Raw genomic sequence first — 14,952 nt, 5'->3', positions numbered from 1 at the left:
GTCAGGCCCGCGGGTTGCGCGACGGCGAGGCCGGGCCCCGCACCTCGACCTGGACCACGTCCGGGTCGGCGTTCGGCATCATCCGCGCGTTCAGCACGCGGATGCGGGTGCTGGGCACGCCGCGCTCGGTGAGCGCCATGCGGATGGTCTGGGTGCGCTCGCGCGAGAGCGGCATGGCCTCGCGGGAGGAGTAGCTGGTGATCCGCACGGGCGTGCCGGGATTGGCCATCAGCCGGTCGAGCACCGGGCCGAGCTCGGCCCGGGCGAGGGGCGTCAGCACGCTCGACATCGGATCGAAGCGGACGGCGGCGACGCGGCCGTCGCCGGTCGGCACGGCCGGCGGCGGGGTGACGACGGCAGGGGCCTGGGCCACCGGGCGAGGCGGCGGCGGGCTCGCGCAGGCGCCGAGCAGCGCGACGGCGGCGAGGGCGCCGAGAAAAGGCTTGAGCAGCATGGACGTTGTCCTTCGGGTGAATGGCAATCGCCCAACACCCGAAGGATCACAAGGTTACGACGGCAGGAGGATTACCGCTGGCCGCGGTCCACCTGGACCTGGACGCGGCGGCTTTCCAGGCTCTCCATGCCCGGGGTCGCGCCGCGGTAGAGGATGCGGATGCGTCGGGCCGGCACGTGATTCTCGATCAGGAAGTCGGCCACGATCCGGGCGCGCAGGCGCGAGAGGATCAGGTTCGCCTCGCGCGAGCCCTGCGGGTCGGCATAGCCCACCACCAGGATGGGCACGTGCGGATGCTCCTGGGCGAGCTTGGCCACGTCTCGCAGCGCGGTCTCGGCGGGCTCGTCGAGCGCGGCGGACCAGGGCTCGAAGAAGAGCGGCAGCGTCTGCCTGGTGTCGCCGGGGTCCGATGCCGGCGCCGGAGTCGGCGGCGCGGCGGCCGGAGCTGGTGCGGGGGCGGCGGCGACCGGCTCGGGTGTCGGCAGCTCGGCGCAGGCGGCCGTGGCAAGCAGGGCCGCGCCGAGGGCGAGACGGGCCAGATAGGAGGTCACTGGGGCGGTCACTTGCGTCTCTCCGTGTGAGTCGGTCGTTGCGCCGTTGTGCCGCGTGGGAGGGTTCGTGTCACGGCGGTTCGTGGCAGAAAGCCTTCGGGTGCGGAGGAATTTCGATGGTTGGCCGGTTGATCCTCGTTCTGCTCGGCCTGTTCGCGGCGCTGCCGGCGCGTGCGCAGGGCGAAGCGGGCGCGGCGCTGCTGGCGGCGATCGAGGCGCGCGACCCGGCGGCGGTGGCCGCCGCCTTCGCCGCCGGCGCTCGGCCCGACCGCCCGCCGCACCGTCCGCCCGCCTTCGCCCTGGTGGACGCGCTGGCCGCCACGCCGGACGAGGCGACTCGGGCGACGGTCCGGGCCTTCGCGGAATCGGCGGCGGGGGCCGGCTTCGCGCCCGAGGCGCAGATCATGGGCCCGATGGGCAATACGGGCGGCTCGCTGGCCGCTCGCCTCGCCGCCGTGCCGGGCGAGAAGGCGGTGTTCCTGGATGTCGCCGGGCTGGTCGCGCCCGAGCGCCGCTGCGCCCTGCTGGGCCAGCTCGTCTTCGGCCGCGACGGCGCGAATTTCCCGGCCGCGGCGGCGATTCTGCCGCTGATCCCGCCGGAGCGCGCAGCGGAGCCGGCCTGCTCGCTGCCCTTCACCATGCTCGCGAACCCGTCGCGCCGGCCGCCGCCCGCGCTGGTCGAGGCCATGCTGGAGGCGGGGCTGCGGCCCTATCCCGACGTGCTGGCCGAGCTGGTCCGGCAGGTCCCGCCGGGCGAGGAGGGCGACGGCGCCTTCCGCCGGCTCATGGCGCTGGATCTCGGCGCCATCGCCACGGAGTCGCGTGACGGCGCGCGGCGGCGGCTTCCGGTCCTGGCGCAGCTCGGCGAGGACCTCCTGGCCGCGCGGGCCCCGCGCGCGGAGCCTCTGCTCGGCCGCTGGAGCGCACTGGTCGAGGCCGCGCCGGACGCCGTGCTTTGCGCCACCCTGCCGCGCCAGGCGGTGCAGGGCTGGCTCTCGATCGGCGGCGATCCGCGTCCGGACGCGCCCTGGATGGAGGCGCTGCGCGGCACCACCCGATCCCTGCTGCTCCGCTGCCCGCGCGATTCCTTCGACGAGGCTCTCGCCGAGGCGGCCGGCGACCGGCTCTGGACACGGCTGGTCGAGCAGCGCGAGCGCCCGACCTTCCGGCTGATGCTGGCGGCCGGACTGCGCCCCACGGATGTGCCCGGCCTCGCGGGAACCCTCGCCTGCGCCGCCGAGCCGCGGCTGCTGCAGGCGCTCAACGAGGCCGCCGCGCCGGAAGGTGCGGGCCTGCTGGCGCGCTTCATGGGCTGCCTCGGTGGGGTCGAGGCCCGGCGCGAGAGCGACATCGACACGCTCGGCCTGATCCTGGCCGGGGCATCCGCCGACGAATCCGTCGCCGGCGACGCACCCATCGCAGTCGCCATCGGGATCGACCGGCCCGACATCGCCGAGGTGCTCGCCGACCACGGCGCGGCCCGGGCCACGCTGACGCTCGAGCGGCAGGCCTTCTGGCGCCATCGCCGGCTGGCCGTCCTGGCCGGGACGCAGGGGCCGACGCTGCCCTGGGAGGAGGAGCGCGTGCCCGCCGCACCGGAGCTCATGCGGCTGGCGCCCGGGCTCGGCGCCTGGCTGATCCACGGCGATTGCGGCAACGTGAACTGCGGCTATTCCATCGCGGTCCGCGACGGGCGCGGCTACCGCCTCGTCCTGGAGGATTCGGGCTACGGTTTCCGGCTGGAGCCCGCCATCGGCCGCCGCGCGCGCGACGCCACGATCCAGGCGCGATCCAACGCCGCCACCCATGTCGTCACCACCTGGCGCTACGACGGCCGCGTCTATCGCCGCCACCGCTGCCGCGAGGTGGTGACGGAGGATGAGGAGGGCGGGGCCACCCGCCAGCGCGTGACCGAGGGCGCCTGCGCGGACTGAGCGCTTGATCCGGACCATTCCGGCGGCTAAAGCTTTCGCCATGGCGATGCGGACCGCAATTCCTGCGATGTCTGCCGGGCTTCGGCTCCGGGCGCTCTCGCTCGCCCTCCTTCCGCTTCGACTTTCCCGCCCCTGGGTGTGACGCCCGGCCGCTGATGGCCTGCGACGCTCAGGGGACCCCGGTCACGGGGATGTGCCACGGGAAACACCGAACCAACGAGAACGCGCCATGAGCATCGAACATCCTTCCTTCGGCAAGCTGGACAGCGGCCGCATCATCATCTTCGACACGACCCTGCGCGACGGCGAGCAGTCGCCCGGCTTCTCCATGAATCTCGACGAGAAGCTGCGCATGGCCGAGGCCCTGCATGAGCTCGGCGCCGACGTGCTCGAGGCCGGCTTCGCGATCGCCAGCCCCGGTGACTTCGAGAGCGTGCAGTCCATCGCCAGGCGCTTCTCCAAGGACGGGCCGGTCATCGCCAGCCTGTCGCGCGCCAACACCGCCGACATCCTCGCCTCCGCCGAGGCGACGAAGCCCGCCGCCCGCCCGCGCATCCACATCGTGCTCGCGACCTCCGACCTGCACATGCGCGTGAAGCTCCGCATGACGCGCGACGAGGTGCTGGAGCGCATCACCGAGAGCGTGAAGCTCGCCCGCAACCACGCGGCCGACGTCGAATGGTCGGCCGAGGACGGCTCGCGCTCCGACCTCGACTTCCTCTGCCGTTGCGTGGACACGGCCATCAAGGCGGGCGCCACGACGATCAACATCCCCGACACCGTCGGCTATTCGCTGCCGGCCGATATGGGCCTGATCTTCTCGACGCTCATGAACAAGGTGCCGGACGCGGACAAGGTCATCTTCTCCGCGCACAACCACAACGACCTGGGCCTCGCGGTGGCGAACACGCTGGCGGCGGTGCAGGCGGGCGTGCGGCAGATCGAGTGCACGATCAACGGCATCGGCGAGCGCGCGGGCAATGCGAGCCTGGAAGAGGTCGCGATGGCGCTGCGCACGCGGCACGACGCGCTGGGCCTGCGCACGGGCATCGAGACGAAGCGCATCCTGCGGACCTCCAAGCTGCTGGCCACCATCACTGGCTTCGACGTGCAGCCCAACAAGGCGATCGTCGGCCGCAACGCCTTCGCGCATGAGAGCGGCATCCACCAGGACGGCGTGCTGAAGGACGCCTCCACCTACGAGATCATGACGCCGGAGAGCGTGGGCTGGACCACCAACTCCCTGGTGCTCGGCAAGCATTCCGGCCGCGCGGCCTTCCGCGACCGGCTGAAGTCGCTGGGCTACGAGGTCGGCGACAACCAGCTCAACGACGCCTTCAAGCGCTTCAAGGACCTCGCCGACCGCAAGAAGGTCGTCTACGACGAGGACATCGCCGCCCTGGTCGACGACGAGGTCGGCCGTGCCAACGAGCGCATCCGGCTCACCGGCATGACCGTGGCCACCGGCATGGGCACGCGCCCGATGGCGACCGTGGTGCTGGAGGTCGATGGCGACCCCGTCGAGGGCATGTCGGGCGGCGACGGCGCTGTCGATGCGACCTTCAACGCCATCCGCCAGGCCTTCCCGCATGGCGGCAATTTAAAGCTGTATGCCGTGCAGAGCGTGACCGGCGGCACCGACGCCCAGGCGCGCGTGACCGTGCGCATCGAGGAGGAGGGCAAGCTCGTGGACGGGCAGGGGGCGGATACGGACACGATCGTGGCTTCTGCGCGAGCCTATGTCCACGCATTGAACAAGCTGCTCGTGAAGCGGGAGCGGACGGAGCCGCCGGCGGTCAGCGCGGCGGAGTGAGGTGAGATCGAGGGGCTCTGCCCCTCGGTTGTCTCCGCTTCGCGGCCAACCCCCGGCAGGGTGGACATGTATGTCCACCAGTTTCCTGCACCTTCGATCAATTTGATTTTCTTAATTTTAATAGGGACCTGGGCATAAAGCCCTGGCAGGAGAGCGCGAGAGGGCGGAGCCCTCTCGCATCCGCGCAGCTTGCCCCGTTCGGCATCTAGGGCTACGCCACCCCCCTCCCACCCTGCCTCGGAAGGCCTTCCGCATGTTCTCACGCCTGTTCGGCTTCCTCTCTGCCGACATGGCCATTGACCTCGGCACCGCCAACACGCTGGTTTACGTGAAGGGCCGGGGCATTGTGCTGAACGAGCCTTCCGTCGTCGCCATCTCCGACAATCGCGGCCGCAAGCAGGTCCTCGCCGTGGGCGAGGAGGCCAAGCAGATGCTCGGCCGCACGCCCGGCAACATCGCCGCCATCCGCCCGTTGCGCGACGGCGTGATCGCCGATTTCGAGGTGGCGGAGGAGATGATCAAGCACTTCATCCGCAAGGTTCACAACCGGCGCAGCTTCACCTCGCCGATGATCATCGTCTGCGTGCCCTCCGGCTCCACCGCCGTCGAGCGCCGCGCGATCCAGGAGAGCGCCGAGAGCGCCGGCGCCCGCAAGGTGCTGCTCATCGAGGAGCCGATGGCGGCCGCGATCGGCGCCGGGCTGCCGGTGACCGAGCCCTCGGGCTCCATGGTGGTCGACATCGGCGGCGGCACCACCGAGGTGGCGGTGATCTCGCTCGGCGGCATCGTCTATGCGCGCAGCGTGCGCGTCGGCGGCGACAAGATGGACGAGGCCGTCATCAGCTACATCCGCCGCACCCACAACCTGCTGATTGGCGAGAGCTCGGCCGAGCGCATCAAGATGGGCATCGGCGCCGCCGCCGCCCCCTTCGACGGCGAGGAGGGGCCGCTGATGGAGGTCAAGGGCCGCGACCTCATGAACGGCGTCCCCCGCGAGGTCATCGTCAGCCAGCGCGAGATCGCGACCTCCCTGATGGAGCCGGTGACGGCCATCGTGGACGCGGTGAAGGTCGCGCTGGAGAACACGCCGCCGGAGCTCGCCTCCGATATCGTGGACAAGGGAATCGTGCTGACGGGGGGTGGTGCGCTGCTCTATCGTCTGGACGAAGTGCTGCGGGATGCGACAGGCTTGCCCGTCGTGGTGGCAGAGGAGCCGCTGAACTGCGTGGCCCTCGGCACGGGACGGGCCCTGGAGGAGCTCAAGCGGCTTCGCCAGGTGCTGACTTCGATGTATTGATGGTGCTGAAGACCGGCTGACTGAACCCCCACGGCGGAGCGCTGATGATCCGTCTCAGTATCCCCCTGCGTCAGGCCCTCGCCCGGCTTTCCCTGCCGGTGCTGATCGCGGCCGCCTTCGGCGCCATGCTGCTCGGCAAGGCGGACGCCCTGCTGATCGAGCGCGCCCGCATGGCCCTGGCCGACGCGCTCTCGCCGATCTGGGGCGCGGTGCAGCAGCCCTTCTCCGCCGTGCGCGATGCCGTCTCCGAGGCGCAGACGCTGTGGAACATCCGCACCGAGAACGCCCGGCTGACCGAGGAGAACGAGCGCCTGCGCCGCTGGCAGGCGACGGCGCTGGCGCTGGAGGCCGAGAACGCCCTGCTGCGCCGCCAGCTCTCCTGGGTGCCCGAGCCCGCGCCGCAGTTCCGCACCGCCCGCGTGGTGGCCGATGCCGGCGGCACCTATGCCCGCGCCGTGCTGCTCGCCGCCGGGCCGCAGCACAATATCCGCAAGGGTCAGGTGGCGCTGGACGAGCGCGGCTTCGCCGGCCGCGTGACGGAGGTGGGCAGCCGCTCCGCCCGCGTCCTGCTCGCGACCGACATCAACAGCCGCATCCCGGTGACGCTGGAGGGCAGCCGGGCCCGGGCGATCATGGTCGGCAACAACACCGCCCGCCCGAGGCTGCAGCACTGGCCCGAGGGCGTGACCCCGCGCGAGGGCGACCGCGTGGTGACCAGCGCCCAGGCCGGGGCCTTCCCGGCGGGCCTGCCCGTCGGCGTGGTGCGCTGGAGCGAGAGCGGCGCGGCCGAGGTCGAGCTCTTCGCCCAGCTCGAGCGGCTCGACGTGCTGCGGCTCTTTGATTTCGGCCTCTCCGGCATCCTCCCGCCCGAGGCGGTGGCGCGGCCCGAGCCGCGGGCCCCCGGCAGGCGCTGACATCATGGACATCAAGGGCCGGCCCGAGCCGCCCATGGGCCTGTTGCGGCGGCTCGATGCCGGCGCGCGGGCGGGCTTTCCCGCCTGCTTCACCGCCTTCCTCATCGTCCTGGCGGCGGTTCCGGTGGGCGCGCCGGGGCTGATCGCGGCGCTGGCGCTGCCCGGCATTTTCTTCTGGACGATCTTCCGGCCGGCTGCCATGCCCGCGCCCGTGGTGTTCCTCCTGGGCCTGCTGCAGGACCTTTTGTCCTTTGCCCCGCTCGGCGCGGGGGTGCTGACGCTGCTCGTGGTGCACGGGGTGGCGCTGCGCTGGCGCGACGTGCTGGTCCGGCAGTCCTTCCTGGCGACCTGGCTGATCTTCTGCGCCTTCGCCGCCGGCGCGGCCGGGCTGGGCTGGGGGCTGGAGGCGGTGCTGGGCTGGCACATTCCGCCCACGACGCCGGGGATCACGCAGTTCGGCGTCTCGGTCGGGCTCTATCCCATGCTCGCCTGGGTGCTGACCCGGCTGCACACGGCCATGCGCCGGGCGGAGCTGGCGCTGTGAGGCTGCCGAAGCTCCTGCGCTTCCGCCGCGAGAAGGGCGGCATCGCCAACTTCACGATGCGCGGCATCAAGCGGGAGGAGGAGCAGCGCCGCTCCGTCTTCACCCGCCGCGCCCTGGTGCTGGCGACGGGGCAGCTCGGGCTCTTCGGCTTCCTCGGCTACCGGCTGCACACGCTCCAGGTCGAGCAGGGCGAGCGCTATGCGACCTTGGCCGAGGAGAACCGCCTCTCGGCGCGGCTGCTCTCGCCGCCGCGCGGCCGCGTGCTGGACCGCAACGGCGAGGTCATCGCCGGCAACCGGCTGAACTGGCGCGCGCTGCTGGTGGCCGAGCAGACCTCCGACGTCGGCGCCACGCTGGAGACCTTCAGCCGCATCGTGCCGCTGGCCGACCACGAGCGGGCCCGGGTGGAGCGCGAGATGCGGCGCCGTCGGCGCTTCGTGCCGGTCATCGTCCGCGAGTTCCTGGCCTGGGAGGAGATGGCGCGGATCGAGGTGAACGCGCCCGACCTGCCGGGCATCCTCATCGACGTCGGCACCACGCGCATCTACCCCGAGGCCGAGCACCTCGCCCATATCGTGGGCTATGTGGCGCCGCCCGCCGAGCGCGACATGGATGGCGACCCCCTGCTGCAGCTTCCCGGCATCCGGGTGGGCCGCTCGGGCATCGAGCGCTACCACGACCTCGCCATGCGCGGCCGCGCGGGCTCGGTGCAGCTGGAGGTGAACGCCGTCGGCCGCATCATCCGCGAGCTCGACCGGCGCGAGGGCCAGCCCGGCCAGGACATCGAGATCAGCGTCGACACGGAGCTGCAGAAGACCATCCGAGGCAAGATCGAGGAGGGCACCTCGATCGTCGTGATGAACGCCCGCAACGGCGAAGTGCTGGCCATGGCGAGCCAGCCGAGCTTCGACCCGAACGTCTTCAACGCCGGCGTGAGCAACGCCCAGTGGCGGCAGCTGACGGCCAACCGCGCGACGCCGCTCATTAACAAGGCGACCAACGGGCTCTACGCGCCAGGCTCCACCTTCAAGATGGTGGTGGCGCTGGCCGGGCTGGAGGCGCGGGTGATCAGCCCGGGCGAGCGCATCTCCTGCCCCGGGCATTTCGACCTCGGCGAGAGCCGCTTCCACTGTTGGAACCGCAGCGGCCATGGCGCGCTAGACATGCGCAGCGGCATCAAGCTCAGCTGCGACGTCTATTTCTACGAGCTGGCCAAGCGGCTCGGCATCAACCGCATCGCTGCGATGGCGCGGCGCTTCGGGCTGGGCGTGGACCTCGACATCGAGCTGCCGGGCACGCGGCGCGGCCTGGTGCCCACGCGCGAATGGCGCGAGGCGCAAGGCAAGGGATGGGCGCTGGGCGACACGGTGGTGCACGGCATCGGTCAGGGCTTCTATCAGCTGACCCCGCTCAGCCTTGCCACGATGACGGCGCGGCTGGCGACCGGGCGTGCGGTGCAGCCGCATCTGACGCGCAGCATCGGCGGCCGGCCCTCGCGGGGCGGGCGGCCGGAGGACTGGCCCCTGATGGGCATCGCCGACCGCGACATGCGGCTGGTCCGCGAGGCCATGTGGGCGGTGGTGAACGAGGGTGGCGGCACGGCGCAGATCGCGCGGCTGCCGGGCGGCTTCGGGCAGATGGCGGGCAAGACGGGGACGACCCAGGTGCGCCGCGTGACCCGCGAGCAGCGCGAGCGCGGCTTCCGGGTGGAGAGCCTGCCGCGCGAATATCGGCCGCACGCGCTCTTCGTCGGCTACGCACCGCACGACAACCCGCTCTATGCGGTGAGCGTGGTGGTGGAGCACGGCACCTCGGGTGCAGCGGCCGCGGGCCCGCTGGCGCGGGATGCCATGGTGGACACTTTCAACCGCTTCCGCGCGGCCCCGGGCCAGCGCGTGGCGGATGTGGTGCGCGGGACGTGATGGGCGAGGCGATGGCGCGGCAGGGCAGATGCCGGCCGCAAGGCCATCGCGGCCGCTGCCCTGGTGCGCGGAATGCGATGGGCGAGGCGATCATGCGTCTGGATGGGCACGGCCCGCATGGCTTCCGGCCGCGAGGCGGCCGGCGCCGCCCGACTGACCTCGTGTCCGGCGCACCGGCGGCGCGGCGAAGGAAAGCCGGCGGAGCCGGCGCCCGCCGTCTGAGGGCGCAATAAATGTCCGGCTCCACCGTCTTCGAGAAACGCCTTCTCACCCGCGATCGCGGATCGGGGATCCTGCAGAAGCTCTGGCAGATCCCCTGGATCTTCGTGCTGCTGCTCTGCGCGGTGGCCGCCGTCGGGTATGTCGCCCTCTATTCGGCAGGCAGCGGAAATCCGGATCTCTACGCGACCAAGCACGCGCTGCGCTTCGGCTTCTGCCTGGTGATGATGCTCTGCATCGGCTTCGTGGACATCCGGCTGATCGCGCGATCCGCCCCGGTCGCCTATGTCCTCGGCATCGGGCTGCTGGTGATGGTCGCCCTGCACGGCGAGGTCGGGAAGGGCGCGCAGCGCTGGGTGGATCTCGGGCCGCTGCAGCTCCAGCCCTCGGAGCTGATGAAGATCGTCCTGGTGCTGACGCTCGCCGCCTGGTTCCACCGGGCGAGCTGGGAGCGCGTGGGAAACCCCTTCTTCCTGGTGATCCCGGCAGCGCTGGTGTTGATCCCGGTGGGGCTGATCTTCAAGCAGCCCAACCTCGGCACCTCGCTCATCACGGCGCTGCTGGGGGGCGCCATGTTCTGGGCCGCCGGCGTGCGCTGGTGGAAGTTCGCGGCCATCATCGGGGCGGCGGCGGCGGCGGCGCCGATCGTCTACGAGAACCTGCGCGACTATCAGCGCGCCCGCATCACGACCTTCCTGGATCCGGAATCCGACCCGCTGGGCGCGGGCTACAACATCATCCAGTCGAAGATCGCGCTGGGCTCCGGCGGGCTCTGGGGAAAGGGCTTTCTCCAGGGCACGCAGGGCCACCTGAACTTCCTGCCGGAGAAGCAGACCGACTTCATCTTCACCATGATCGCCGAGGAGTTCGGGCTGGTCGGCGCGATGGGGACGCTGGCCCTGCTGATGCTGGTGGTGGGCTTCTGCTTCCTGGTGGCGCTGCGCTGCAAGCACCAGTTCGGCCGGCTGCTCGCGATCGGGCTGGGGACGAACTACTTCCTCTATATCTTCGTGAACGTGGCGATGGTGACGGGGAGCATCCCCGTGGGCGGGGTGCCGCTGCCGCTGATCTCGCACGGCGGCTCGGCCATGCTGACCACCATGATCGGCTTCGGGATGCTGATCAGCGCCTGGGTGCACCGCGACGCGGAGTTCGGGCCGGCGCGCGACTGAGCCGGCTGTCCGGTTCTCGGTTGTGGGGCCGGCCGCCTATGCAACCGGGCTTTCGTCTGGCCAAATACCGACAAGGCCTGGCACGGGCCGCGAGGAACCCAGCGGCCTGTTCCCAGGCTGACGCGGCCGGGCAGTGACCGGGGTAGGACCATGGATATCGACGAGATCGGCTTTCTGGGCGTGCGTGAGCTTCACGCCCTGTATCGGGCGCGCAAGCTGTCGCCCGTGGAGGTCGCCCAGGCGATCCTCGACCGCATGGAGCGCATCGAGCCCAAGGTGAACGCCATGATGCGGCTGACCCCGGACCATGCTCTGGAAGCGGCGCGGCGGTCCGAGGCGGTGTACCGGCAGCACGACACGCCCCGGCTGCTGGAGGGCATCCCCGTCACCATCAAGGACCTGCAGCACACCAAGGGCGTGCAGACCGACTTCGCCACCGTCATCCTGCAGGGCACCATTCCCGACGTGGATGCGCCCTGCGTCAGCCGGCTGCTCTCGGCGGGCGGGATGATGATGGGCAAGACGACCTCGGCCAGCGAATGGGGCTGGAAGGGCGTGAGCCAGGCGATGATCTCCGGCATCACCCACAATCCCTGGGGCAAGGGGCTGAATGCAGGGGCCTCCTCCTCGGGGGCGGGCGTCGCCGCGGCCTGCGGCTACGGGCCGTTGCACCAGGGCGGCGACGGGGCGGGCTCGATCCGCATGCCCGCGCATTTCTCTGGCGTCTATGGGCTGAAGCCGACCCATGGGCGCGTGCCGAACTGGCCGATGTCGAACAACGAGCTCGCCACCCATATCGGCCCGCTGACCCGCAGCGTGGAGGACGCCGCGCTGATGACCCAGGCGATGGCCGGGCCGCATGTGTGGGACTACACCTCGCTCGAGGCGCCGCCGCAGGACTATGCCTCGCAGCTCAGGGCGGTCTCGATGAAGGGCAAGCGCATCGCGTACACGCGGGACCTCGGCCATGCCCGCGTCGACCCTGAAATCGCCGAGGTGGTCGAGCGCGCCGTGAAGGCCTTCGAGGAGATGGGCGCCGAGGTCGAGGAGGTGACGCCGGAATGGGGGCCGCTCGGGCCGGAACTGGCGCGCTTCTTTTGGCCGGCGACCTTCTCCGGCCGCGCCGAGAGCCTGCCGGAATTCGAGAGCCGGATGGATCCGGCCTTCGTCGCGATGATCAAGTACGCCGCCGGCTTCACCGCGCCGCAATACATGCAGATGCGCCTGCGCCGCTTCGCCTATGTCCAGCAGATCCACGAGTTCATGGAGGCCTACGACTTCCTGCTCTCGCCGGCCGTGAGCGTGGCCGCCTTCCCGGCGGACCGGTTGCAGCCCGAGCATTGGCCGCAGCACGAATGGGACTGGCTGATGTGGGCGGAGTTCTCCTACCCCTTCAATTGGTCGGGCAGCCCGGCGGCGAGCATCCCCTGCGGCTTCACCCCGGCCGGGCTGCCCGTCGGCCTGCAGATCGTGGGACGGCGCTTCGACGATCTCGGCGTGCTGCAGGCCAGCGCGGCCTTCGAGGAGGCCCGGCCCTGGGCGCAGTTGAGGCCGCCCCTGGCGCAGTAGCTTCCACATCCCCGATCGGAGAGAGATTGCCATGAAGCGTCGTGACTTCCTCGCCTCCGCCGCCGGCGCGGCGTCCCTGTCCGCCCCGGCCGCCGCCCAGCGGCGCAGCGTGGTGCGGTTCGTGCCGCAGGCCGATCTCGCGCTGCTCGACCCGGTCTTCACCACTGGCCTGGTCACGCGCAACCACGGCTTCCTGGTCTACGACCAGCTCTACGGACTCGACGATTCCTTCACGCCGCAGCCGCAGATGGTCGAGGGCCATGTCCTCGAGGATGGCGGCCGGACCTGGAGGATCACCCTGCGCGAGGGGATGCGCTTCCACGACGGCACGCCGGTGCTGGCCCGCGACGCCGTGGCCAGCATAGACCGCTGGACCAGGATCGACGCCTTCGGGCAGACCCTGCGGGCGACGACGGACGAGCTCGTCGCCGTCTCGGACCGAGAGTTCCGGTTCCGCCTCAAAAAGCCCTTTCCGCTACTGCCGGCGGCACTGGCCAAGCCCTCCTCCTTCTGCCCCGTGCTGCCGGAGCGGCTGGCGAGCACCGCGCCCAATGTGCAGGTCACCGAGATGGTCGGCAGTGGGCCCTTCCGCTACCTCCCGGGCGAGCGCGTGGCGGGCTCGCGCAACGTCTACGAGAAGTTTGCCGGCTACGTGCCGCGCCCTTCCGGCACGCCGAGCTTCGCGGCCGGACCGAAGGTCGTCCATGTGGACCGCGTCGAATGGATCACCATCCCGGATGCGGCCACCGCGGCGGCCGCGCTGCAATCGGGTGAGGTGGACTGGTGGGAGCAGCCGCAGCCGGACCTGCTGCCGCTGCTGCGCCGGCACCGCGACATCCTGGTGGAGGCCAAGGAACGCGGCGGGCTCATGGGCATGATCCGCTTCAACCATCTGGTACCGCCCTTCGACAATCCGGCGATCCGCCGCGCCTTCCTCGCCGGCGTGAACCAGACCGAGTACATGCAGGCGGTGATGGGCGACGAGCGATCGCTGTGGAACGACCGCTGCGGTTTCTTCCTGCCGGGCAGTCCGCTCGCGACTGAGGCCGGGATCGAGGTGATGTCCAACCCACCCGACTTCGGAAAGGTGAAGCGGGACCTGGAGGCCGCCGGCTACAAGGGCGAGCGCGTGGTCTTCGTGGTCCCGACCGACCTGCCCTCGCTGAACGCGATGAGCCAGCTGGCCGCCGACATGTTCCGCAGGGTGGGGATCAACCTAGACTACCAGGCGCTGGACTGGGGTACCGTACTGCCGCGGCTCGCGAACCGGGAAGGGCTGGACCGTGGCGGCTGGAGCGTGTGGTGCAACTACATCCCCGGCGTCATCGCCCTGTCGCCCGCGACGCAATCCTATGTCCGAGGGCTCGGCCGCAGCGGCCCGTTCGGCTGGCCGGACTCGCCGCGTATCGAGGCGCTGCGCGATCAGTTCCTCGATGCCGCGACGCCGGAGGAGCAGCAGCGCATCTGCCGCGACATCCAGCTGCAGGCCTGGGAGGACGTGCCCTACATCCCCACCGGGGCCTGGATGCAGCCCTTCGCCTTCCGCCGGTCGATCACGGAGATGCTCAACGGCTTCCCGCTGTTCCACAACCTCCGGAAAGCCTAGTCGGGCACCACCGCGCCGACCTGCTCCACGATCCGACCGTACCATTGCGGCCGGCGGTGCTGGGCGAAGTTGAACATCTTCTCCTTGCCCTGGAGACAGTCGTCGAGGTCGATCTCAGCGGTGATCACCTCGTCCTCCAGCGTCTTCGCCTGCGCGACCACCAGCCCGTTGGGGCTGACGATGCAGGAGCCGCCGATCAGGCCCGAGCCGTCCTCGTTGCCCGCCTTGGCCACGCTCACCGCCCAGGTCGCGTTCATGTAGGCGTTGGACTGCGCGGCCATGGTGGAGTGGTAGGTGCGCAGTTCCGCGCTCTCGCTCTCGCCGCCATTGGGGTCGTAGGCGGCGGAGTTGTAGCCCATCACCATGAGCTCGACGCCCTGGAGGCCGTAGACGCGCCAGCCCTCGGGCCAGCGGCGGTCGTTGCAGATGAGCATGCCCATGACCGGACGGTGCCATTCCGGCGCGCCGCGGAAGGCGGGGAAGCCGAGATCGCCATATTCGAAGTAGCGCTTCTCCAGCTGCTGGAAGCGCGAGCCCGCGCGCGGCTCGACGGAGCCGGGGAGGTGGATCTTGCGGTACTTTTCGAGGATCTGGCCGTCCGGCCCGACGGTGATGGCGGTGTTGAAGTGGTGGCCGTCCTCAGTCAGCTCGGCATAGCCGAGGTAGAAGCCGACCTTCAGATCCCGCGCGCGGTCGAAGAGCGCCTGGCAGTGCGGGTTCGGCATCGCGCGCTCGAACCAAGTGTCGAGCTCCTGCCGGTTCTCGATGAACCAGCGCGGGAAGAAGGTGGTCAGTGCCAGCTCGGGGAAGACGACGAACTGGGCGCCGGATTTCGCGGCCTGCTCCAGCAGCGCGATGAGGCGGTCGAGCGTGTGCGCGCGGGTGTCGGCGCGCTGGATGGGGCCGGTCTGCGCGCCGGCGAGCGTCATGATGCGGGGCATAGGCGGAAGCTGCCCC

The 14,952-nt window shown here is 70.8% G+C and carries 12 protein-coding genes; 9 read left to right on the top strand and 3 right to left on the bottom strand.

Annotated elements, in window-relative coordinates:
• Position 1: 1 nt before the first annotated feature.
• Together AC1ROY_RS25035 and AC1ROY_RS25030 are read right to left on the bottom strand one after the other, a co-directional pair.
• The gene (locus AC1ROY_RS25035; RefSeq protein ID WP_493151633.1) at positions 2-454 is read right to left on the bottom strand and encodes an OmpA family protein; all 453 of its coding nucleotides are present in this window, start codon (positions 452-454) and stop codon (positions 2-4) included.
• Positions 455-525: 71 nt separating this feature from the next.
• Positions 526-1,017 carry an OmpA family protein gene (locus tag AC1ROY_RS25030; protein ID WP_493151632.1) on the bottom strand — a complete coding sequence of 164 codons (492 nt, stop codon included), beginning with the start codon at positions 1,015-1,017 and terminating at the stop codon, positions 526-528.
• A 104-nt stretch (positions 1,018-1,121) separates the two neighbouring features.
• Here AC1ROY_RS25030 and AC1ROY_RS25025 point away from each other — a divergent pair, with 104 nt between their 5' ends.
• The 9 genes from AC1ROY_RS25025 (at position 1,122) to AC1ROY_RS24985 (ending at position 13,995) form a co-directional block, all read left to right on the top strand.
• Positions 1,122-2,939 carry a hypothetical protein gene (locus tag AC1ROY_RS25025; RefSeq protein ID WP_493151631.1) on the top strand — a complete coding sequence of 606 codons (1,818 nt, stop codon included), beginning with the start codon at positions 1,122-1,124 and terminating at the stop codon, positions 2,937-2,939.
• 229 nt (positions 2,940-3,168) lie between these two features.
• Positions 3,169-4,752, top strand: a complete 1,584-nt coding sequence (locus tag AC1ROY_RS25020) for a 2-isopropylmalate synthase (RefSeq protein ID WP_493151630.1) — start codon at positions 3,169-3,171, stop codon at positions 4,750-4,752.
• 253 nt (positions 4,753-5,005) lie between these two features.
• Positions 5,006-6,049: a rod shape-determining protein gene (locus tag AC1ROY_RS25015; RefSeq protein WP_493151629.1), complete on the top strand. Its 1,044-nt coding sequence runs from the start codon at positions 5,006-5,008 to the stop codon at positions 6,047-6,049.
• A 44-nt stretch (positions 6,050-6,093) separates the two neighbouring features.
• Positions 6,094-6,963: a rod shape-determining protein MreC gene (gene mreC / locus AC1ROY_RS25010; RefSeq protein ID WP_493151628.1), complete on the top strand. Its 870-nt coding sequence runs from the start codon at positions 6,094-6,096 to the stop codon at positions 6,961-6,963.
• Between the two features lie 4 nt (positions 6,964-6,967).
• A complete protein-coding gene (gene mreD, locus AC1ROY_RS25005; RefSeq protein ID WP_493151627.1) occupies positions 6,968-7,507 on the top strand; it encodes a rod shape-determining protein MreD in 540 nt (179 codons plus the stop codon).
• 56 nt (positions 7,508-7,563) lie between these two features.
• Positions 7,564-9,429: a penicillin-binding protein 2 gene (gene mrdA / locus AC1ROY_RS25000; RefSeq protein ID WP_493151780.1), complete on the top strand. Its 1,866-nt coding sequence runs from the start codon at positions 7,564-7,566 to the stop codon at positions 9,427-9,429.
• Positions 9,430-9,662: 233 nt separating this feature from the next.
• Positions 9,663-10,820 (top strand): rod shape-determining protein RodA, encoded by a 1,158-nt coding sequence (gene rodA / locus AC1ROY_RS24995; RefSeq protein WP_493151626.1) that lies wholly within the window; start codon positions 9,663-9,665, stop codon positions 10,818-10,820.
• Positions 10,821-10,970: 150 nt separating this feature from the next.
• Positions 10,971-12,389 (top strand): amidase, encoded by a 1,419-nt coding sequence (locus tag AC1ROY_RS24990; protein WP_493151625.1) that lies wholly within the window; start codon positions 10,971-10,973, stop codon positions 12,387-12,389.
• Positions 12,390-12,420: 31 nt separating this feature from the next.
• Positions 12,421-13,995 (top strand): ABC transporter substrate-binding protein, encoded by a 1,575-nt coding sequence (locus AC1ROY_RS24985; RefSeq protein ID WP_493151624.1) that lies wholly within the window; start codon positions 12,421-12,423, stop codon positions 13,993-13,995.
• Here the strand turns inward: AC1ROY_RS24985 and AC1ROY_RS24980 are convergent.
• The gene (locus AC1ROY_RS24980; protein WP_493151623.1) at positions 13,992-14,936 is read right to left on the bottom strand and encodes an N-carbamoyl-D-amino-acid hydrolase; all 945 of its coding nucleotides are present in this window, start codon (positions 14,934-14,936) and stop codon (positions 13,992-13,994) included. The two genes, AC1ROY_RS24985 and AC1ROY_RS24980, sit on opposite strands and share 4 nt — an antisense overlap.
• Positions 14,937-14,952 lie beyond the last annotated feature (16 nt).

Source organism: Roseococcus sp. GW821-FHT12F05 (assembly GCF_058806835.1).
Note: the sequence above shows the minus strand (reverse complement) of the source record. Positions and strands in the feature narration are given on the sequence as shown.